The 18310-nt window shown below is 68.0% G+C and carries 18 protein-coding genes and 1 tRNA gene; 12 read left to right on the top strand and 7 right to left on the bottom strand.

All coding sequences use genetic code 11. The features are described 5' to 3' along the window. Nucleotides 1-53: 53 nt before the first annotated feature. Genes Q8814_RS16905 through Q8814_RS16885 form a run of 5 tightly spaced genes read left to right on the top strand, consistent with a single transcriptional unit; the run spans nt 54 to nt 5490 of the window. On the top strand, nt 54-1586 hold the full coding sequence (locus Q8814_RS16905; RefSeq protein ID WP_330153170.1) for a CoA-acylating methylmalonate-semialdehyde dehydrogenase: 1533 nt from the start codon (nt 54-56) through the stop codon (nt 1584-1586). A gap of 10 nt (nt 1587-1596) precedes the next feature. Further along, nucleotides 1597-2751: an isobutyryl-CoA dehydrogenase gene (locus Q8814_RS16900; RefSeq protein WP_330153169.1), complete on the top strand. Its 1155-nt coding sequence runs from the start codon at nt 1597-1599 to the stop codon at nt 2749-2751. Then, nucleotides 2748-3812: an enoyl-CoA hydratase/isomerase family protein gene (locus tag Q8814_RS16895; protein ID WP_330153168.1), complete on the top strand. Its 1065-nt coding sequence runs from the start codon at nt 2748-2750 to the stop codon at nt 3810-3812. Before Q8814_RS16900 ends, Q8814_RS16895 begins: the two co-directional genes overlap by 4 nt. Continuing rightward, the gene (gene mmsB / locus Q8814_RS16890) at nt 3809-4717 is read left to right on the top strand and encodes a 3-hydroxyisobutyrate dehydrogenase (protein ID WP_330153167.1); all 909 of its coding nucleotides are present in this window, start codon (nt 3809-3811) and stop codon (nt 4715-4717) included. Before Q8814_RS16895 ends, mmsB begins: the two co-directional genes overlap by 4 nt. Continuing rightward, nucleotides 4714-5490, top strand: coding sequence for an enoyl-CoA hydratase (locus tag Q8814_RS16885; protein ID WP_330153166.1), 777 nt, complete (start codon nt 4714-4716; stop codon nt 5488-5490). Before mmsB ends, Q8814_RS16885 begins: the two co-directional genes overlap by 4 nt. 66 nt (nt 5491-5556) lie before the next feature. Here the strand turns inward: Q8814_RS16885 and Q8814_RS16880 are convergent, their stop codons facing one another. Beyond that, nucleotides 5557-6084, bottom strand: a complete 528-nt coding sequence (locus Q8814_RS16880) for a MarR family winged helix-turn-helix transcriptional regulator (RefSeq protein ID WP_330153165.1) — start codon at nt 6082-6084, stop codon at nt 5557-5559. Between the two features lie 167 nt (nt 6085-6251). On the opposite strand from Q8814_RS16880, the gene Q8814_RS16875 reads away from it, so the two are divergent. Beyond that, complete coding sequence (locus Q8814_RS16875; RefSeq protein WP_330153164.1) at nt 6252-6809, top strand: arsenate reductase/protein-tyrosine-phosphatase family protein; 558 nt, start codon at nt 6252-6254, stop codon at nt 6807-6809. Here the strand turns inward: Q8814_RS16875 and Q8814_RS16870 are convergent. Genes Q8814_RS16870 through Q8814_RS16860 form a run of 3 tightly spaced genes read right to left on the bottom strand, consistent with a single transcriptional unit; the run spans nt 6794 to nt 9915 of the window. Then, on the bottom strand, nt 6794-7942 hold the full coding sequence (locus tag Q8814_RS16870) for a sulfotransferase family protein (RefSeq protein ID WP_330153163.1): 1149 nt from the start codon (nt 7940-7942) through the stop codon (nt 6794-6796). The genes Q8814_RS16875 and Q8814_RS16870 overlap by 16 nt on opposite strands. An 18-nt stretch (nt 7943-7960) precedes the next feature. Further along, nucleotides 7961-8752, bottom strand: coding sequence for an SDR family oxidoreductase (locus Q8814_RS16865; protein ID WP_330153162.1), 792 nt, complete (start codon nt 8750-8752; stop codon nt 7961-7963). Continuing rightward, complete coding sequence (locus Q8814_RS16860; protein WP_330153161.1) at nt 8749-9915, bottom strand: hypothetical protein; 1167 nt, start codon at nt 9913-9915, stop codon at nt 8749-8751. The genes Q8814_RS16865 and Q8814_RS16860 overlap by 4 nt, the downstream gene beginning before the upstream one ends. An 82-nt stretch (nt 9916-9997) precedes the next feature. On the opposite strand from Q8814_RS16860, the gene Q8814_RS16855 reads away from it, so the two are divergent. The 6 genes from Q8814_RS16855 to Q8814_RS16830 all read left to right on the top strand — a co-directional run bounded on the left by Q8814_RS16855 (nt 9998) and on the right by Q8814_RS16830 (nt 16322). Further along, nucleotides 9998-10888, top strand: a complete 891-nt coding sequence (locus Q8814_RS16855; RefSeq protein WP_330153160.1) for an IclR family transcriptional regulator — start codon at nt 9998-10000, stop codon at nt 10886-10888. 112 nt (nt 10889-11000) lie between these two features. Continuing rightward, nucleotides 11001-11933: a sulfate adenylyltransferase subunit CysD gene (gene cysD / locus Q8814_RS16850; RefSeq protein ID WP_330153159.1), complete on the top strand. Its 933-nt coding sequence runs from the start codon at nt 11001-11003 to the stop codon at nt 11931-11933. After that, the gene (gene cysC / locus Q8814_RS16845) at nt 11933-13762 is read left to right on the top strand and encodes an adenylyl-sulfate kinase (RefSeq protein ID WP_330153158.1); all 1830 of its coding nucleotides are present in this window, start codon (nt 11933-11935) and stop codon (nt 13760-13762) included. Before cysD ends, cysC begins: the two co-directional genes overlap by 1 nt. Further along, nucleotides 13759-14877, top strand: a complete 1119-nt coding sequence (locus Q8814_RS16840) for a 3'(2'),5'-bisphosphate nucleotidase CysQ (protein WP_330153157.1) — start codon at nt 13759-13761, stop codon at nt 14875-14877. Before cysC ends, Q8814_RS16840 begins: the two co-directional genes overlap by 4 nt. Nucleotides 14878-14936: 59 nt before the next feature. Beyond that, the gene (locus Q8814_RS16835; RefSeq protein WP_330153156.1) at nt 14937-15947 is read left to right on the top strand and encodes an MBL fold metallo-hydrolase; all 1011 of its coding nucleotides are present in this window, start codon (nt 14937-14939) and stop codon (nt 15945-15947) included. 12 nt (nt 15948-15959) lie between these two features. After that, the gene (locus Q8814_RS16830; RefSeq protein ID WP_330153155.1) at nt 15960-16322 is read left to right on the top strand and encodes a nuclear transport factor 2 family protein; all 363 of its coding nucleotides are present in this window, start codon (nt 15960-15962) and stop codon (nt 16320-16322) included. Between the two features lie 71 nt (nt 16323-16393). On the opposite strand, the gene Q8814_RS16825 is transcribed toward Q8814_RS16830, so the two are convergent. From Q8814_RS16825 to Q8814_RS16815, 3 genes are all read right to left on the bottom strand, one after another. Further along, a tRNA-Arg gene (locus tag Q8814_RS16825) sits at nt 16394-16469 on the bottom strand. Between the two features lie 110 nt (nt 16470-16579). Then, a complete protein-coding gene (locus Q8814_RS16820; protein ID WP_330153154.1) occupies nt 16580-17302 on the bottom strand; it encodes a DUF305 domain-containing protein in 723 nt (240 codons plus the stop codon). Between the two features lie 2 nt (nt 17303-17304). Beyond that, nucleotides 17305-18144, bottom strand: coding sequence for a DUF3105 domain-containing protein (locus Q8814_RS16815; RefSeq protein ID WP_330153153.1), 840 nt, complete (start codon nt 18142-18144; stop codon nt 17305-17307). Between the last annotated feature and the right edge of the window lie 166 nt (nt 18145-18310).

Genomic DNA, 18310 nt, shown 5'->3' with positions numbered 1-18310 from the left:
CCCGACTGCATCCAGTGACCCCACACCACTCTCAGTAACGGACGCGGTCGGACATGAGCGTTCGAGAACTCACCCACTTCGTCGGCGGCAAGCACGTTTCCGGTACGTCCGGCCGCTTCGCCGATGTCTTCGACCCCAACACCGGTGAGGTCCAGGCGCGCGTCCCGCTCGCGACGCGCGCCGAAGTCGAGGCAGTCATCGCCAATGCCGAAGTGGCACAGAAGGAATGGGCATCGTGGAACCCGCAGAAGCGGGCCCGCGTGCTGATGAGGTTCCTGCAGCTCGCCCAGGACAACATGGACGAGCTGGCCCGGCTGCTGTCGAGCGAGCACGGCAAGACGATCCCCGACGCGAAGGGCGACATCCAGCGCGGCCTCGAGGTCGTCGAGGTAGCCCTCGGCGCTCCGCACCTGCTCAAGGGCGAGTACACCAACTCTGCCGGCACCGGCATCGACGTGTACTCGATGCGTCAGCCGCTCGGCGTCGTCGCGGGCATCACCCCGTTCAACTTCCCGGCCATGATCCCGCTGTGGAAGGCCGGCCCCGCTCTCGTCGCCGGCAACGCATTCGTCCTCAAGCCGTCCGAGCGCGACCCCTCGGTGCCGCTGCGCCTGGCCGAGCTGTTCCTCGAGGCCGGTCTGCCCGCAGGCGTGTTCAACGTCGTCAACGGCGACAAGGAAGCCGTCGACGTCCTGCTCGACGATCCTCGGGTCAAGGCACTCGGCTTCGTCGGCTCCACCCCGATCGCCCAGTACATCTACGAGACCGCCGCGAAGAACGGCAAGCGCGCGCAGTGCTTCGGCGGTGCGAAGAACCACGCGGTCATCATGCCCGACGCCGACCTCGACCAGGTCGCGGACGCACTCGTCGGTGCCGCCTACGGCTCGGCCGGTGAGCGCTGCATGGCGCTGTCGGTTGCCGTGCCAGTCGGGGAGGAGACCGCCGACCGGCTCGTGGCCAAGCTTCAGGAGCGCATCGCCGAACTGCGCATCGGCACGAGCTTCGACGAGAAGGCCGACTTCGGTCCGCTGGTGACCGCCGCCGCGCGCGACCGCGTCCACGGCTACATCGCTCAGGGTGTCGAGGAAGGCGCCGAACTCGTCGTCGACGGACGCGGATTCGTTCTCGAGGGCAACGAGGGTGGCTTCTTCTCCGGCGCGACCCTGTTCGACAAGGTCACCACCGACATGTCGATCTACAAGGAAGAGATCTTCGGCCCGGTGCTGATCGTCGTGCGCGCACGCGACTACGAGGAGGCCCTGCGCCTGCCGACCGAGCACGAGTACGGCAACGGCGTCGCGATCTTCACCCGCGACGGTGACACGGCCCGCGACTTCACCGCCCGCGTCGAGGTCGGCATGGTGGGCGTCAACGTCGCGATTCCGGTGCCGATCGCGTACTTCACCTTCGGCGGCTGGAAGGCCTCGGGCTTCGGCGACCTCAACCAGCACGGCCCGGACGCATTCCGCTTCTACACCAAGACCAAGACCGTCACGCAGCGCTGGCCGTCCGGTGTCAAGGAGGGTGACCTCGAGGGAGCCCACGTCAGCGACACCGACCACTTCGTCATCCCCACGATGGACTAGGCGGACCTCGATGTTCATCCTCACCGACGACGACCGGGCGATCCGCGACACCGCCCGCGACTTCGCCACCGAGTACCTGGCGCCCAATGCGGTGGAATGGGACCAGTCCAAGCACTTTCCGGTCGATGTGCTGCGTAAGGCCGCGGCACTCGGCATGGGCGGCATCTACGTCCGCGAGGATGTGGGCGGGTCGGGGCTGCGACGCCTCGACTCGGTCCGCATCTTCGAGGAACTGGCCAAGGGCTGCCCGTCCATCGCCGCGTACATCTCCATCCACAACATGGTCACGTGGATGATCGACAAGTTCGGTACCGACGAACAGCGCCATCGCTGGGCACCGGGCCTGTGCTCGATGGAGCAACTCGGCAGCTACTGCCTCACCGAACCGGGCGCCGGCTCCGACGCCGCGGCGCTGAGCACGAAGGCCGTGCGGGACGGCGACGAGTACGTACTCACCGGTGTCAAGCAGTTCATCTCCGGCGCCGGCACGTCCGACGTGTACGTCGTGATGGCCCGCACCGGCGAACCGGGACCGCGCGGCATCTCCGCGTTCATCGTCCCGAAGGACACCCCGGGCTTGTCGTTCGGCGCCAACGAGAAGAAGATGGGCTGGAACGCGCAACCCACGCGGCAGGTCGTCTTCGACGGAGCCCGGGTGCCCGCGGAGAATCTGCTCGGGCAGGAGGGTGGCGGATTCCGCATCGCGATGCACGGGCTCAACGGCGGTCGCATCAACATCGCGGCGTGCTCGGTCGGCGGCGGACAGACCGCCCTCGACCGGACGGTCGCCTACCTCGCCGAACGCAAGGCCTTCGGCGATCGGCTGCTCGACTCGCAGGCCCTGCAGTTCCGCCTCGCCGACATGCGCACCGAACTCGAGGCCGCCCGCACGCTGCTCTGGCGCGCGGCCGATGCGCTCGACGAGGGTACCGACGATGTGGTCGAACTGTGTGCGATGGCCAAGCGCTTCGCGACGGACGCCGGTTTCGAGGTGGCCAACGACGCGCTGCAACTGCACGGTGGCTACGGCTATCTTGCCGAGTACGGGATCGAGAAGATCGTGCGCGATCTTCGCGTACACCAGATCCTGGAAGGCACCAACGAGATCATGCGGGTGGTCGTCGCGCGGAGCGTGGTGGCCGCGGCGCAGACAGGAGCGGCATGACCGGGCAGGAACCCGAAGTCCTCATCGACGTGAGCGGTGGTCTGGGGCGGATCACGCTGAACCGGCCGAAGGCCATCAACGCGCTCAACCACTCCATGGTGCAGGCCATGGCCGACGCGCTGAGCGCATGGTCGGGCGACGACTCGGTCCGCGCCGTCGTGCTCACCGGGTCAGGGGAGCGCGGCCTGTGCGCCGGCGGCGACATCGTCTCGATCTACCACGACGCCCGCGACGGCGGTACCGGATCGCAGGAGTTCTGGCGCGACGAGTACGTCCTCAACGCCGCGATCGGGCGCTACCCCAAGCCGTACGTCGCGATCATGGACGGCATCGTCATGGGCGGTGGCATCGGCATCGCAGCGCACGGCAACGTCCGGATCGTCACCGAGCGCTCGTCTCTCGCGATGCCGGAGACCGGAATCGGATTCGTCCCCGACGTCGGCGGCACCTATCTCCTCTCCCGTGCCCCCGGCGAACTCGGCACGCACATCGCGCTCACCACCGGGCGCATGAAGGCCGGCGACGCGATCGCGCTCGGATTCGCCGACCATTTCGTGCCGTCCGAGGCGCTCGGCAAGTTCGTTGCGGCACTCGAATCCGGAACGGTCGACGAGGCACTCGCCGAGTATGCGCAGCCGGCACCCGAATCGGATCTGCTGGCCCAGCGCGCCTGGATCGACGAGGCGTATTCGGCCGACACCGTCGACGAGATCGTCGAGCGGCTCCGCAGCAGCGATGTTCCCGAAGCGCATGCCGCCGCCGAGCAGATCCTCGGCAAGTCCCCGGTCGCGCTGAAGGTGACCTTGCGGTCGCTGCGGCACGCCCGGCAGCTCGGATCCCTCGAAGAGGTCCTGAACGAGGAGTACCGCGTCTCGCTCGCGTCGCTGCGCTCGCACGACCTCGTCGAAGGTATCCGCGCGCAGGTGGTGGACAAGGACCGCAACCCCGCCTGGGTTCCGGCCACGCTGGCCGATGTCACCGATGCCGACATCGACGCCTACTTCCAGCCGCTCGGCGAACTCGAACTCGGGCTCGCCGCACCGAAGGAGACCGATAGATGAGCACTTCACCCACTGTGGCGTTCCTCGGCCTCGGACACATGGGCGGGCCGATGGCCGCGAACCTGGTCAAGGCGGGCTACCCGGTCACCGGATTCGACCCGGTCCCCGCCGCGCAGGAGCAGGCGACAGCGGACGGCATCACCGTCGCCGCAACGGCGGTCGAGGCCGTGCAGGGCGCCGACGTCGTCGTCACCATGCTGCCGAACGGCAAGCTCGTCCTCGGCCTGTACGACGAGATCCTGCCGGCGGCGAAGCCGAACACACTGTTCGTCGACAGTTCCACCATCGATGTCGCCGATGCCCGTGAGGCCGCGGAGCGCGCCCGTGCGGCCGGGCATCGCGCGGTCGACGCGCCGGTCTCCGGCGGAGTCGCCGGCGCCGCCGCCGGTACCCTCGCGTTCATGGTCGGTGGCTCCGAGGAGGACTTCGCGACCGCGCAGCCACTGCTCGAGGCCATGGGACGCAAGATCGTGCACTGCGGCGGATCCGGCAACGGCCAGGCCGCGAAGATCTGCAACAACATGATCCTCGGAATCTCGATGATCGCGATCAGTGAGGCGTTCGTGCTCGGGGAGAAACTCGGCCTCGACAATCAGGCACTGTTCGACGTCGCCTCCAACGCATCGGGGCAGTGCTGGGCCCTGACGAGCAACTGCCCTGTCCCCGGTCCTGTTCCGACCACCCCGGCGAACAACGACTACCAGCCGGGATTCGCCGCGGCGTTGATGGACAAGGATCTCGGTCTGGCCGCGAACGCGCTGCGGGCGAACGGAGTCGAAGCCGAGCTCGGGCTGCGTGCCGCCGAGCTCTACCACCGGTTCAACGAGAGTGGCAACGGCGGCCTGGATTTCTCCGCGATCATCACCGACATCCGTAACCGCTCGACCGAAGAGGACACCAAGTGAGTGAGTTCGAGACCATCCTGCTCGACCGCAAGGGTCGGGTCGGCATCATCACGCTCAACCGGCCGAAGGCGCTGAACGCGCTCAACAGCCAGTTGATGCGCGAAGTGGTCGCGGCCGTCGAGGAACTCGACGCCGACACCGAGATCGGCGCGATCCTGCTCACCGGATCCGAGAGAGCGTTCGCCGCGGGCGCCGACATCAAAGAGATGGCGCCCAAGTCGTACTCCGAGGTATACGCGGAAGATCTGTTCTCCCAATGGGATCGACTGTCGTCGGCCCGCACGCCGATCATCGCCGCCGTGTCCGGTTACGCGCTCGGCGGTGGTTGCGAACTGGCGATGCTGTGCGATTTCATCATCGCCTCCGACACGGCCAGATTCGGCCAGCCCGAGATCAAACTCGGTGTCATTCCGGGTATCGGTGGCTCGCAACGGCTCACCCGTGCCGTGGGCAAGGCGAAGGCCATGGACATGTGCCTGACCGGTCGCAACATGGATGCCGAGGAAGCCGAACGTGCGGGCCTCGTCTCGCGGATCGTGCCCGCCGCCGAACTGTTCGACGTCGCGCTCGAAGCCGCCACGACCATCGCCTCGATGTCGTTGCCCGTCGCGATGATGGCGAAGGAAGCGGTCAACCGCTCCTTCGAGACCACTCTGGCCGAGGGAGTGAAATTCGAACGGCGGGTGTTCCATTCGACATTCGCGACCGCCGATCAGAAGGAAGGCATGGCCGCCTTCGTGGAGAAGCGGACGCCGGAGTTCAAGCACGCCTGACGTCGGCCGTCCCCGACGTCGAGATGCAGCAGGGCCGCCCCGTCGGGGCGGCCCTGCTGCATTCGTCTACCACTTGGTGGGAGCACCGCCGGTATCGAAATCACCTGCGTCATGGCGCATTCCGGAGAGGATGCGCAGGAGCGGCTCGATCTGGTCGTCGGCAATGCCCGGCCGCGCGAAGACCTCCGCATTGAGCTTCTCGGTCGCTTCGACCGCGAGGGTGCGCCCCTCGTCGGTGAGCTCGACCAACGTCGCCCGCCGGTCGGTCGGATGCGGGGTACGGCGCACCAGTCCGGCGGTTTCGAGCCGGTCCACGGCGTTGGTGACGCTGGTGGGGTGCACCTGCAACCGCGCGCTCGCCTTGGCCATCGGAAGGGCACCCGACTTGGTGAAATGCAGCAGGGTGAGCAGTTCGTAGCGCGCGAAGGTCAGACCGAACGGTTTGAGGACCTCCTCCACGCGCGCCATCATGATCTGCTGGGCCCGCATCACCGACGTCACGGCGGCCATGCCGTCCGCAACCTCACCCCAGCCGTGGGCGATCCACTGACGGTGGGCTTCGGCGATCGGATCGAGCGGGAGTGGTGCGGCCATACCGTCGATCATCCCACGGGTGAACATCCAGGTCGGAAGGACGCACCGAGTATGCGCGGTCGTGAAGCATGAACCGGGGCCCAGGGGCAGCTGAACGGGGAGTGGACCGGCGGTGAACTGCGATTACGCGATGAATCGGTGGTTCCCGCGGTCGCTAGAGTGCCCGCGTGCACATTCTCTTCGTCTGCAGTGGCAACGTCTGCCGCTCGGTGATCGCAGAGCGTCTGACCCGCGCGTACGCGGTAGACCGGCGGACGGCCGAGCTCACTGCCGAGAGCGCCGGCACGCATGCGCTGGTGGGGTATCCGATCGAACCGCGCGCGGCCGCCGTGATCGAGGGACTGGGTGGAGAGACCGGTCGCTTCCGTGCGCGCCGGGTCAGCGCCGAAATGATGCGGCGTGCCGATCTGGTGCTCGCGATGACCGAGGCGCAGCGCGACCGGGTTTCGGCGTTGGCCGCGGGATCGTCGGTCAAGTCGTTCACGCTCACCGAGGCGAGCCGCATCGCCACCGTCACCGGAGCCGACACCGTCGCCCGGCTCGATGCCTACCGCGAACCCGACGGCACTGCAGGTACACCCGGAATTCCCGATCCCGTGGGCCTGTCGGAGGCAGCGTTCGTCGGCGCCGGGGATCGCATCGCCGAGGCACTGTTCCCGCTTCTCACGATCCTCACCGCACGCCGGGCCGGAGATCTCACGGGGACGTATCAGCGGTATACATAGTCGGGGAACCGCTCGTCGACGTCCGCTGTGCCGAGCCCGAACTCCTCGAGCGTGTACCGGTGTGCGGGCTTGCGGTCGCCGCTGCGACTCTCGTGGTGGAGCGCGGCCATCGCCCGCTCCGCATCGGCGGTGAAGGTCATGCCGAACCGGTCGTAGATCGTGCCGACGGTGGCCAGCGGGTCGGCGACGAAATCGCGGTAGTCGACGTCCACGAACTGCGCCGGATTGTGCCGTGCCCGTGCCTCGGTGAAGCTGTCGAGGCCCCGTGCCCACAGGTCGAGCTGGCTGCGGCCGATCGTGTCGCCGACGAACGTGCGGGACCAGCCCTCGGTGGCCTGCGCGGTCAGGCTGCACACCGACGGGATCACCGTGCGGGGGTCCCGGTGCGTGACCACGACCAGCGCGTCCGGGTACACGGTGAGCAGCGCGTCGAGCGCGAACAGGTGGCTCGGGTTCTTGAGTACCCATCGTTTGCCGGCATCCGGCAGACCGATGAGCTGGAGGTTCTTCCGGTGGCGGGCGTAGGCGTCCGTCCAGTCCCGGCCCGCGAGCCACCGCGAGTACGTGGGCAGGTGGGCGAGGCACTCGTACGACACCGACCGGAACGACTGCCGCAGCAACTGCCAGCACTCCTCCACCTCGCCGGCGGACATGAAGTGCACGCCCATGAATTCCGGGTGTTCGACGTGGTGCTGCGCGAAACCTGCCTCGATCCCCGCGAAGACGGGATTCTGTGCCCAGGTGTCGCGGGGCGGGCGCGGTTGGGGCATCTCGGTCAGCCACATCTCGAGGCCCTGATGGGCGGGATCGGCGGTGAGCAGGCGGTGCAGCGCGGTGGTTCCGGTGCGCGGCAGCCCGGTGACGAAGACGGGCCGCTCGATCGGGACGTCCGCATGCTCCGGGTGCGCTCGCCAGGAGGCTTCCGACAGCAGCCGGGCGACGAGTGCGCCGCGCAGGAACACCCGCGACATCTTGCTGCCGAGCGGGGTGAGCCGCTCGTCGCGGGCATACGAGTCGAGCAGAACGCCGAGGGCCTCGCTGTAGTCGTCGATCCCGAAGTCGGTCAGTCCGGTCAGCCGGGTCGCGGAGGCGTGCAGATCTGCGGGGGTGCCGACCGTGGTGCGTTCACTCATGGGTATCCCGTCCCGGTGCTAGTGGTGGTATTCGCCGCAGTTGACATCGAGGCACTGCCCGGTGATCGCCGACGCCATCGGGGAGGCCAGGAAGATCACCGCGTCCGCGATCTCCTCCGTGGTGGGCAGACGTTTCAGGTCGCTCGCCGCGGCGGTGTGCCGGTAGATATCCTCGACCGTGGTGCCGTACTTGCCGGCCTGGTGCTCGAAGTAGCCCTGTAGGGTCGGGCCCCAGATATACCCGGGAGCAACCGAATTCACGCGGATTCCCGAACCGCCGAGCTCGGTCGCGAGCGACTGCGACATCGCGAGCAGCGCCGACTTGGCGATCTTGTAGCTGCCGTACCGCTCCTGCGAATGCCGCAGCACCATCGAATTGATGTTCACCACCGTGCCTTTCGCGTCGGCAAGCAACGGGGCGAACATCTGGGTCAGGCGCAGGGTTCCGAGGACTGTCAGCTCGATGCTGTCGCGGATGCGATCGAATCCGGTGCTCGCCAACGGTTTCATCGACGGGATCGAGAAAGCATTGTTGACGAGTGTGTCGATGCGTCCGAACTCGTCGCGCGCAATCTCGACCAGCCGCGCGGCAGAGGCGTCGTCGGTGATGTCCGTCGGCACGCTCAACGCGCGGCGGCCCAGCGCACGGACCTCCGCGGCCACCTCGTCGAGTCGTTCGGCGGTGCGGGCGGCGAGAACGACGTCGGCGCCGTGCGCGGCGCATCGTGTCGCCAGGGTACGGCCGAGTCCGGGTCCGACACCGGAGACGACCACCACGTGATCGCGCAGCAGTTGCGCTGTGGTGCTCATCCCAGCATCCGATCGGCGATCGCGTTCTGGCGGGCGGCAATTCTCCTCGCCCAGTCCTGCGGGGTGATCCGGTTCGATTCGTGGAACGGCAGAGACTGCGCCACCCGGTCGAACGGCACGACCTGCGCGACTGGGCCGTCGGCGGCGGTCGGCTCGCGATCGAGCCGCTGCCATCGGAACTGCAGGATGCCGCGGGCGCGGCCGAGGGTCTCGACCCAGTTGGTGATGCCCGGATTGCGCTGCGAGACGACGATCCGGACCATGCCGTCGGGGTCCACCTGCGCCTGCGTGTTGTTCAGGGAGGTCTGGTGGTGGAGGTAGTCGAGCGAGATGTACCACAGGCTGCCGAGCTGGAACCCCAGGTAGGGCGCGTCGCTGGCCGGGACGGTGAGGATCATCGCCTCGTCGTCGCCGAGTTCGTAGTGCCCGACCGAGGAATACTGCGTGTCGAGGCCGCCGGGGGTGCGGCGCGGTGCGGTGACGGTGTTGACCGGCAGCTGCAGGTAGAACCATTCGGGGAACTGCATCCACGTTTTCACCCGGGAGAGCAGGGCCCGTCCGGCGCGTTCGTATCTCCTCACGGCGTCCGCGTGGGTCGGCTCGGGCGCGGGTGTGCCGAGCGTGTCGACCCGGTCGATGCGGTGGATGCCTCGGCGCTGCGTCCAGTCGCTGTAGACCTCGCGGACGACGAGCTGGGACGACCCGGCCGCGAGGGTGAAGTAATTGTGGTCCGGATCGGCGGGACCGGGCCCGAAACGCACCTCGAAGGTGCCGTCCGCGGCGATGTTCAGGGCACGGTCGTCGAACGCGGTCACGTTGCCCGGTACGTTCGCGTCCGTGTAGTTGCCGGCGAGGATCTGAAAGCTGAGATCGCACGTGGTGCCGCGGCGGCCGGTGACGACGTATTCCGCGTCGTCGCGCACTGCGGCGCCCCAATACAGGGTGTCGGGGTTGTCGAGCCCCATCTTGGCGTAGGGGCCGGTCCCGGTGAGGAAGACGGGATGTGTCGTGCTGTGGGCCCATGCGGCGTGCACGCACGCCGCGATCCCCCCGGCCAGGTAGCCGTAACCCTCGATCAGATCCTGCTCGCTCCTGATGTGCGGGGCGGTCGCGACGAGTTTCTCGGCTTCGGCGATGGCCGCGGTGAGTGGATCGGTGAGCACTGGATCTCCCTGTGGTCCATATATGTACCGCTGAGGTAGGCTTCGATGCGCCGACAATAGAACGTGTTACAGGAAGTGGTCAATGGTCCGTCAGTCGCCGCCCACCGAACGCGTCGTGCAGGTCCTCGATCATCTGGTGGCGCATCCCCATGCGCGGTTCGGGTTGTCCGAACTGGCCCGCGACCTCGACCTGAGCAAGCCCACCTGCCTCGGCATTCTCACCGTCCTGACCGACGCGGGTTACCTCCTGCGCGATCCCGCGGGCAGGACGTACGGGCTCGGCCCGGCTCTGATCGTCGCCGGTCGCGCGGCGCAACGCGGCTACGCGGTCGGGCCCGTGGCGCACCGCCACCTGACCGAACTGAGCGCACGGCTGGGCGTCGTCTGTACCGCGTCCGGTGTGGTCGGCGACCGTATCGCGGTACTCGACGTCGCGGGCGCCCACGGTAGCGCTGCGGGCGCACGCGTCGGAGAGGTGTATCCGTTTGCGCCACCGGTGGGACTGATGTTCGTGTTGTGGGACCGCGACGAGCGCGTCGAGTGCTGGTTGCGCCGCGAGCCGACCCTGCCGGTGCGCATCGACCACGAGCGCCTGCGCCGGGTGATCGACGAATGCCGCCGCACCGGCTACCTCGTCGAGTCCCACACTCGGGGCGGGCAGCGCCTGTATGCGCTGATGGCCGGGGTAGTGGCGCACGATCTCGCGCCGGACCTGCGCGAGTTGCTCGGTGAACTCGTGTCGAGTCCGGGCGAACGCGTGCTGCTCCCGGACCGATGGGATACGGCGGGGGCGCACGCGGTGAACCTGATCGCGGCACCCGTCTACGACGCCGAGGGCCACCAGTCGCTCGTCGTTGCGGCGCACCTGGAGCGGGACGTCGACATCGTCGAGGTCGAGCGGATCGGTGATGCACTGGTCGCGACGGCGGACGCGATCACCCGCGAGCTGGGCGGCCGGCGACCGGTGCGCTGAGTCCCGGTCGCCGGCAGGCGTTGACCCGGAATTGAAACTCGTTCTATTCTTACCTCCAGCCGAATTCGACCGAGCCGGTACATATTTGGACCGGCGTGCCGCTGGGAGCGCGATGATCACGGAGCCTCCACCACGACCACCCTCCTACGAGCTGCCGCCGCTCGGTGCGCTCGAGGCCGAATCCGTCCACATCTTCCGTGAGGTCGCCGCCACTTTCGAACGCCCCGTCCTGCTGTTCTCCGGCGGTAAGGACTCCGCGGTGATGCTGCATCTCGCCGCGAAGGCATTCTGGCCCGCACCCTTGCCGTTCCCGGTGCTGCACATCGATACCGGACACAACTTCGACGAGGTCGTCGAATTCAGGGATCGGACCGTGGCGCGACGCGGCCTGCGATTGCTCGTCGCCGCCGTCCAGGACGACATCGACGCCGGCCGCGTCGTCGAGGACACCGGCCGCCACGGCGGCCGCAACCGGTTGCAGACCGCAACCCTGCTGCGTGCACTGCGCGAGGGCGGCTTCGACGCGGTCTTCGGCGGCGCGCGCCGCGACGAGGAGAAGGCACGCGCAAAAGAACGCATCTTCAGTTTCCGGGACGAGTTCGGACAGTGGGATCCCAAGGCGCAGCGACCCGAACTGTGGCACCTGTACAACGGACGGCACCGCAAGGGCGAACACATCCGTATCTTCCCGCTGTCGAACTGGACCGAACTCGACATCTGGTCGTACGTGCGCGACGAAGGCATCGACCTGCCCCCGCTCTACTTCGCTCACCGGCGCCCGGTCGTCGAGCGTGACGGAATGCTCCTCGCGCACACCCGATTCCTTCGTCCGGCCCCGGGCGACGAGCCGCGGGAAGCGCTCGTACGGTTCCGTACCGTGGGCGACGCCACCTGCACCGGGTGCGTCGAATCGGCGGCCGCCACCGCCGACGAGGTCGTCGCCGAGGTGCGCGCGAGCCGGATCACCGAACGCGGCGCCACGCGAGCCGACGACCGGATCTCCGAAGCGGGCATGGAAGACCGGAAGAAGGAAGGCTACTTCTGATGTCCCGACTGCTCCGCATCGCGACCGCCGGCAGCGTCGACGACGGCAAGTCCACCCTGATCGGCCGTCTGCTGTTCGATTCCAAAGCGGTCTTCGAAGACCAGCTCGACGCCGTCGCCCGTACCAGTCGCGCCCGCGGTTCCGAGCACACCGACCTGTCGCTGCTCACCGACGGTCTGCGCGCCGAACGCGAACAGGGCATCACCATCGACGTCGCCTACCGCTACTTCGCTACCCGGCACCGCACCTTCGTCATCGCCGACACGCCCGGTCACGCGCAGTACACGCGCAACATGGTCACCGGGGCGTCCACTGCGGATCTCGCGCTGATCCTCGTCGACGCCGGTAAGGGGATCACCGAGCAGACCCGGCGGCACGCGTTCCTGACGAGTCTGCTGGGCGTCCCGCACCTGGTGCTGTGCGTCAACAAGATGGATCTCGTCGACTGGTCCCAGGATCGGTTCGACGAACTGTGCGACGAATTCCGCGGCTTTGCAGCGAAATTGGAGATCCACGATCTGGGTTTCGTGCCGATCTCGGCGCTGCACGGCGACAACGTCGTCGGCAGGACGATGAACATGCCGTGGTACGAGGGCGCTTCACTGCTGCATCACCTCGAGCAGGTACACATCGATTCGGATCGCAACCTGATCGATGCCCGGATGCCCGTCCAGTACGTGATCCGCGCCGGAGCGGGAGGCGAGTTCCGCGGATACGCGGGGACCGTCGCGAGCGGTGTCTTCGAACCGGGCGACGAAGTGGTGGTGCTACCGTCCGGATTCGGAACCCGGGTGCGCCGGATCTTCGGACCCGGCGGTGATCCGCGGAAGCAGGCCTTCGCCGACGCGGCGGTGTGCGTCGAGCTCGAGGACGAGCTCGACGTCGGTCGCGGAGACATGCTGTGCCGCCCCGGCAACCGCCCGCTCGTCGGGTGCGAGATCGACGCGATGCTGTGCTGGCTCACCGAACGGTCCACCCTCGACCCGGACGCGCGGTACATCCTGCTGCACACCACCCGGGCGGTCCCGGCGCAGGTGGCGCGACTGGACTATCGCCTCGACGTCAACACACTGCACCGAGACAGCGCGGCGGCGACGCTGGGACTCAACGACATCGGCCGGGTGCAACTGCGCACGCAACAGCCGCTGATGTTCGACCCGTACCGGCGCAACCGGACGACGGGCAGCTTCGTCCTCGTCGACGACACCACGGGGAACACCGTGGCCGCGGGAATGATCACCGGGCCGACCCTGACCGACACCCCCGTGGTCTGGCACGCCCCGCAGGTACGCCGCGCCGAGCGGGCCACCGCGGGCGCAACGGTGTGGCTGACCGGCTTGTCCGCATCCGGCAAGTCCACCGTCGCCACCGAGGTGGAACGCCGGCTCGTGGCGGCGGGGATTCCCGCGTACCGGCTCGACGGCGACAACCTGCGCCGCGGACTCAACTCCGACCTCGGTTTCGGCGCGGACGATCGTGCCGAGAACGTCCGCCGCGTGGGGGCGGTCGCACAACTCATGGCCGACGCAGGACTCGTCGCGATCTGCGCGCTCATCAGCCCCTACCGCGCCGACCGCGACCGCATCCGGCAACAGCACGAAGCCTCCGGCATCCCGTTCCTCGAAGTGTTCGTCGACACCCCGCTCGCCGACTGCGAGGCCCGCGACCCGAAAGGCATGTACGCGCGGGCCCGGGCCGGGGAGATCACGGGGTTCACCGGCATCGACGACCCGTACGAGCCGCCGCAACATGCAGAACTGGTGCTCCGCCCCGACGACGGCGATGCGGTCGCCCAGGCCGCGCGCATCGTGCAATTGTTGAGCACATGACCGACGACGCCGCACTCGCCGCCGAGATCGCCTCCGCGGCAGGCGAACTGTTATTGACCATTCGCGCGACTTCAGCGGGCACGCTGAGCGGACGGGAACTCGGGCGGCACGGCGACCGAGCCGCCGACGTGCTGATTCTCGAACGACTCGCCGCGGAACGAGCCGGGGATGCGGTGCTGTCCGAGGAATCGGCGGACGACCCGGCGCGCCTCGAGGCGAAGCGCGTGTGGATCGTCGACCCGCTGGACGGGTCCAAGGAGTACGGCATGCCCGACCACAGCGACTGGGCCGTGCATGTCGCGTTGTGGGAAGCCGGGCGCGGACTGACCGCCGGCGCGGTCGCGGTGCCCATGTACGGCGAGGTGTACAGCACCGCCGACCCGATCCGCGTCGATCGGCTCCCGCTCGGTGCCCGTCGTCCCCGCATCGTCGTCAGCGGCAGCCGCCCGCCCGCGTTCATGGGTGAGGTCGCGCGCGCCGTCGACGCCCAACTCGTGCGCATGGGTTCGGCCGGCGCGAAGGCGATGGCGGTCGTGCGGGGTGATGCCGACGCCTATGTCCATGCCGGCGGCCAGTGGGAGTGGGATTCCGCGGCGCCGGTCGCTGTCGCGCAGGCGGCGGGGCTGTACTGCGCGCGGATCGACGGTAGCGAACTGGAGTACAACCGGCCGCATCCGTACCTGCCCGATCTGGTGATCTGCCGCCCGGACTGGGCGCCGCCGCTGATGGCCGCTATCGGTGAGCACGCGAACGCGCCGACCGACAGCGCGCGGGTCGCGATGGCCCGCGCCTACATTCGCTCACTGGTCGGCCACGACGCGTCCCACGTGCGGCTCGCCGCGGATGCGTGGCGAGTCGAGAACGGTCAGCGCACCGGCGACAGCGGCGTCGAGATCCGCGACCGCCTCGAGCACGGCCCGGAGTACCGGCCCATCCGGAGAGTGCGGGACCTGATTTTCCGGGAGTGGGACGACAACGTCGTCGCGCGTTTCCTGCTCGATGTGAGCGCCGGATCCGGGCCGGACCTGACGGTCTCGGTCACCGAACACTTCCGGATTCCCGCGGGGGAGATCCGCTCGATCGTCGCGATCATCGAGCCGTGTCCGGAAGAATAATTGAACCTTTTAGGTTAGCTTCGGACAGGAGTAGTGCCCATTCGCGTTTCGGAGGTCCCATGAGCGATACCACGACGGAAGCCCGCGACATCGGCGACGGAATCCACCTGATTCCCGTGCCGGTCGGTGATCTGCCGGTCGGTCCCACCCAGGTGTACGTCCTCGAATCCCCGCGAGGTGTGATCCTCGTCGACGGGGGATGGAACGACGACACCTCCTGGGAGGCGCTGCAGAACGGGCTCACGGTGGCCGGACTGTCGATGACCGACGTCGAAGGAGTCGTGGTGACCCATTTCCACCCCGACCACGTGGGTCTCACCGGACGTATCCGCGAGGCGTCGGGATGCTGGGTCGGCATGCACGAGTCGGACTTCGCACATCTCGAGGTGATGATTTCCGACACCGACCGCAGCGCCGAGGAAGCCGAACTGCTACGACGTGCCGGTGCGCCGGAAGCCGACATCGCCGCCGCCACCGCGGCCGATCAGCGCCCGCCCGGCCGCCCGGATTCGCTGCCCGACCGCAAACTCGGTGCGGACGAGATCATTCCGCTCGCCGGACGCACGCTGCGCACCGTCCTGACACCCGGCCACACCGCCGGTCACGCCTGCTTCCTCGTCGAGGACCACGGGGTGCTGTTCAGCGGCGACCATGTGCTGGCCACCACCACACCGCACGTCGGCGAGTTCGACTTCCCCGTCCCCGAGCGCGACGCACTGGGGGAGTATCTCGAGTCGCTGCGCGCGGTCGCGACCCTGCCCGTCCGGCGTACGCTGCCGTCGCACCGGCAGCCCATCGACGACCTGCCCGTGCGCAGCCGGGAACTGATCGCGCACCACGACCAGCGTCTCGACGACCTCTACGACGCATTCGGCGACGAAGAACTGACATTGTGGCAGGCCACCGAGCGGATGCGCTGGTACCGGCCGTGGGACGAGACGCCCCCGCACGGCAAGAAGATGGCACTCGCGGAGGGCTCGGCGCACGTGCGCCAACTGATCGAACGCGGCCGGCTCCGTCGTGTTCCCGGCACCGATCCGGCACGATTCGCCCCTGTCCGGCGCGCCTGAGGACGAAGCCCGATGAACCCCGACGAACTGGTCGCCGAGTTCTGCCGGCTCTGGGCGGACCCCGACCCCGCCCGGATCGCTGCCTGCTTCACGGAGGACGCCGTCTTCCACAACATCCCGATGGAGCCCGTGTGCGGGCGGGCGGCGATCGAGGAATACGTGGAGGGGTTCGTGGGGTCCTTCGGCGGCATCGAATACCGCATCCATCACCAGCTCGTCCACGGCAACGTCGTGATGAACGAACGCACCGATGTCTTCGTGCTGAACGGCAGAACCATCGAACTGCCCGTCATGGGCGTGTTCGAGATCGCCGACGGCAAGATCGCGAGCGTGCGTGACTACTTCGACATGACGGCCCTGACCTCGGGGGAGTAGCCGGAACCGGCTCGCGTGACCCGAGACGACAACAGCCCCGCTTCGAGAACGAAGCGGGGCTGTCGGGTAGGTGGTGCCCTCGGCAGGATTCGAACCTGCGACTTCTTGCTCCGGAGGCAAGCGCTCTATCCCCTGAGCTACGAGGGCAATCCGGACCGCCGGATGACCGGCGGTGCGGGAGTTAGCCTAGCGCATTGTCGGCTGTACGCCACATCGCCTGGTCAGCCCCGGTTTCCGGGACCGCGCCACCGCCTCGGTCAGTTCAACGGCAGCGGCTCGGCGCCGCGCTCGGCGAGCATGGTCGTCATCAGCTCGGACTCGCCGGTCTGCGTGTTCACCATCGTCTGAGCCAGATTCCGTACCGCGGTGATGGACGCGTACTGCGCGCCGTACTCCATCATCGGCAGGCCGCCCTCGTGATGGCGCAGCATCAGCTGAAGGAACAGCACGTCGAGTTCGGTACCCCGCGCGGCTCGCAGCTCGGCCAGATCCTCGGCCGAGGCCATTCCGGGCATCGCGCCCACACCGTCGCCGCCTGCTGCATGCGCCGCCTCACCGGACGCGTGCCCGTGCTCGCCGGTTTCGGTCATCCACGCCATGTACTGCCCGCTCGGCAACGGCGGCTGACCCCACAGCGTCAGCCATCCCTGCATCTGACCGACCTGGTTCTGCTGCGTGGTCAGGATGTCGTACGACAGGTTGCGGACGTACTGGTCGTCGGAATTCGTCAATGCGACGGCGGCCATCTCGATCGCCTGGTTGTGATGGACCGTCATGTCCTGCGCGAACCCGACATCGACCGAACCGGCCACCGGATCGGCGGGCCGTGAATCCTCGAGCGGTATCCGTGCGAGGAACCCGAGCAGGAACCCCACGGCCAGCGCCGCGACGGCGACCAGCGCGAGCAGTGTCCGGTTGCGTTTCGGGCCGTCGTTCCCGTCGCGGTCGGGCAGCTGCCCCGCGTCGTTGATGTCGCTCATCCTCAGCTCCCGGCCGGGACCTGCATATCGGCGGGCAACTGCTCGCTTCCGTCGACCGTGCCACCGTCCATCGGCACCGCGTCGGCGCCCGGGGCCGACGGATCGAACGGCGGCGGATTCGCCGGATCGAACGACGCCGGCAGCGTCGAGCAGCTCGCCCCGACCTCGGGGTAAGCGTACTGATTCAGGCGCAGCGCCTCGACGAACTGATCGATGCGCTCGTCGTCGGCGCTGTCGACCTCGAGCTGATGACCCCACGACTGCAGCGAGATCGCCGCGTCCAGACCCGGGTACGGCGACATCATCATGTAGGTGCGGCCGTCGACCTTTGCGGCGAGCGAATCGATCGCGGCATCGTCGACCCGATCAGGGTTGTACGCGATCCAGACGGCACCGTGCTCGAGGGAATGCACCATGTTCTCGGTGCGGACGGGCTGCTCGTACACGGTCCCGGTGCAGGTCGCCCAGATCGCGTCGTGCGGACCGCCGAACGGCGGATTCTGGTCGTAGGCGACGCGCTGAGCGGGTGCGACGTGCTGGCCGGCCGGGTACTCGATCGAGACGACCCCGTCGATCGCCACCGACGGGTCCTGATTCGACTCCGACGGTGTCCACGCCGACAGTTCCTGCTGCGACTGGTACTTCGGGATGATGCTCACCGCGATCACGACGACGAGCACGACGACGACAGCGATTCCGCCGATCGTCATCCACGGAATCTGCCGCTGTTTGGGAAGGCCGCGGACTCCACCGCTGTTCTTCTTGGCGGCCTGGATGGCCTTGACCGATTTGGCGCCGGTCTTCTTCTTTCCGGAACCACCACTTACCGAACCGCTGGGCATCGCTCGTTGCTCTTTCGACGGATGGACAAACGAACGCGTGGACGTGTGGGCACGCACGCACCGACAACTCTACGGGCGTCGGGTGCGGGGGAGCGTCGGCACCGCTCGACCCCAGCCAATAGGATGAACCCCTGTGACTCCTGCCGACCTTGCGGAACTGCTCCAC

The sequence above is a fragment of the Rhodococcus chondri genome (genome assembly GCF_036327435.1).
In the GTDB taxonomy this organism is placed as follows: domain Bacteria; phylum Actinomycetota; class Actinomycetes; order Mycobacteriales; family Mycobacteriaceae; genus Rhodococcus; species Rhodococcus chondri.
Note: the sequence above shows the minus strand (reverse complement) of the source record. Positions and strands in the feature narration are given on the sequence as shown.

What these genes read in the sequence shown, in the direction of transcription:
- Q8814_RS16855 (WP_330153160.1), top strand. Translation starts at nt 9,998, where the DNA reads ATGGTCCGTCAGTCGCCGCCCACCGAACGCGTCGTGCAGGTCCTCGAT.
- Q8814_RS16835 (WP_330153156.1), top strand. Translation starts at nt 14,937, where the DNA reads ATGAGCGATACCACGACGGAAGCCCGCGACATCGGCGACGGAATCCAC.
- Q8814_RS16815 (WP_330153153.1), bottom strand. Translation starts at nt 18,144, where the DNA reads ATGCCCAGCGGTTCGGTAAGTGGTGGTTCCGGAAAGAAGAAGACCGGC.
- mmsB (WP_330153167.1), top strand. Translation starts at nt 3,809, where the DNA reads ATGAGCACTTCACCCACTGTGGCGTTCCTCGGCCTCGGACACATGGGC.
- Q8814_RS16880 (WP_330153165.1), bottom strand. Translation starts at nt 6,084, where the DNA reads ATGGCCGCACCACTCCCGCTCGATCCGATCGCCGAAGCCCACCGTCAG.
- Q8814_RS16900 (WP_330153169.1), top strand. Translation starts at nt 1,597, where the DNA reads ATGTTCATCCTCACCGACGACGACCGGGCGATCCGCGACACCGCCCGC.
- Q8814_RS16865 (WP_330153162.1), bottom strand. Translation starts at nt 8,752, where the DNA reads ATGAGCACCACAGCGCAACTGCTGCGCGATCACGTGGTGGTCGTCTCC.
- Q8814_RS16905 (WP_330153170.1), top strand. Translation starts at nt 54, where the DNA reads ATGAGCGTTCGAGAACTCACCCACTTCGTCGGCGGCAAGCACGTTTCC.
- Q8814_RS16870 (WP_330153163.1), bottom strand. Translation starts at nt 7,942, where the DNA reads ATGAGTGAACGCACCACGGTCGGCACCCCCGCAGATCTGCACGCCTCC.
- Q8814_RS16840 (WP_330153157.1), top strand. Translation starts at nt 13,759, where the DNA reads ATGACCGACGACGCCGCACTCGCCGCCGAGATCGCCTCCGCGGCAGGC.
- cysC (WP_330153158.1), top strand. Translation starts at nt 11,933, where the DNA reads ATGTCCCGACTGCTCCGCATCGCGACCGCCGGCAGCGTCGACGACGGC.
- Q8814_RS16895 (WP_330153168.1), top strand. Translation starts at nt 2,748, where the DNA reads ATGACCGGGCAGGAACCCGAAGTCCTCATCGACGTGAGCGGTGGTCTG.
- cysD (WP_330153159.1), top strand. Translation starts at nt 11,001, where the DNA reads ATGATCACGGAGCCTCCACCACGACCACCCTCCTACGAGCTGCCGCCG.
- Q8814_RS16830 (WP_330153155.1), top strand. Translation starts at nt 15,960, where the DNA reads ATGAACCCCGACGAACTGGTCGCCGAGTTCTGCCGGCTCTGGGCGGAC.
- Q8814_RS16820 (WP_330153154.1), bottom strand. Translation starts at nt 17,302, where the DNA reads ATGAGCGACATCAACGACGCGGGGCAGCTGCCCGACCGCGACGGGAAC.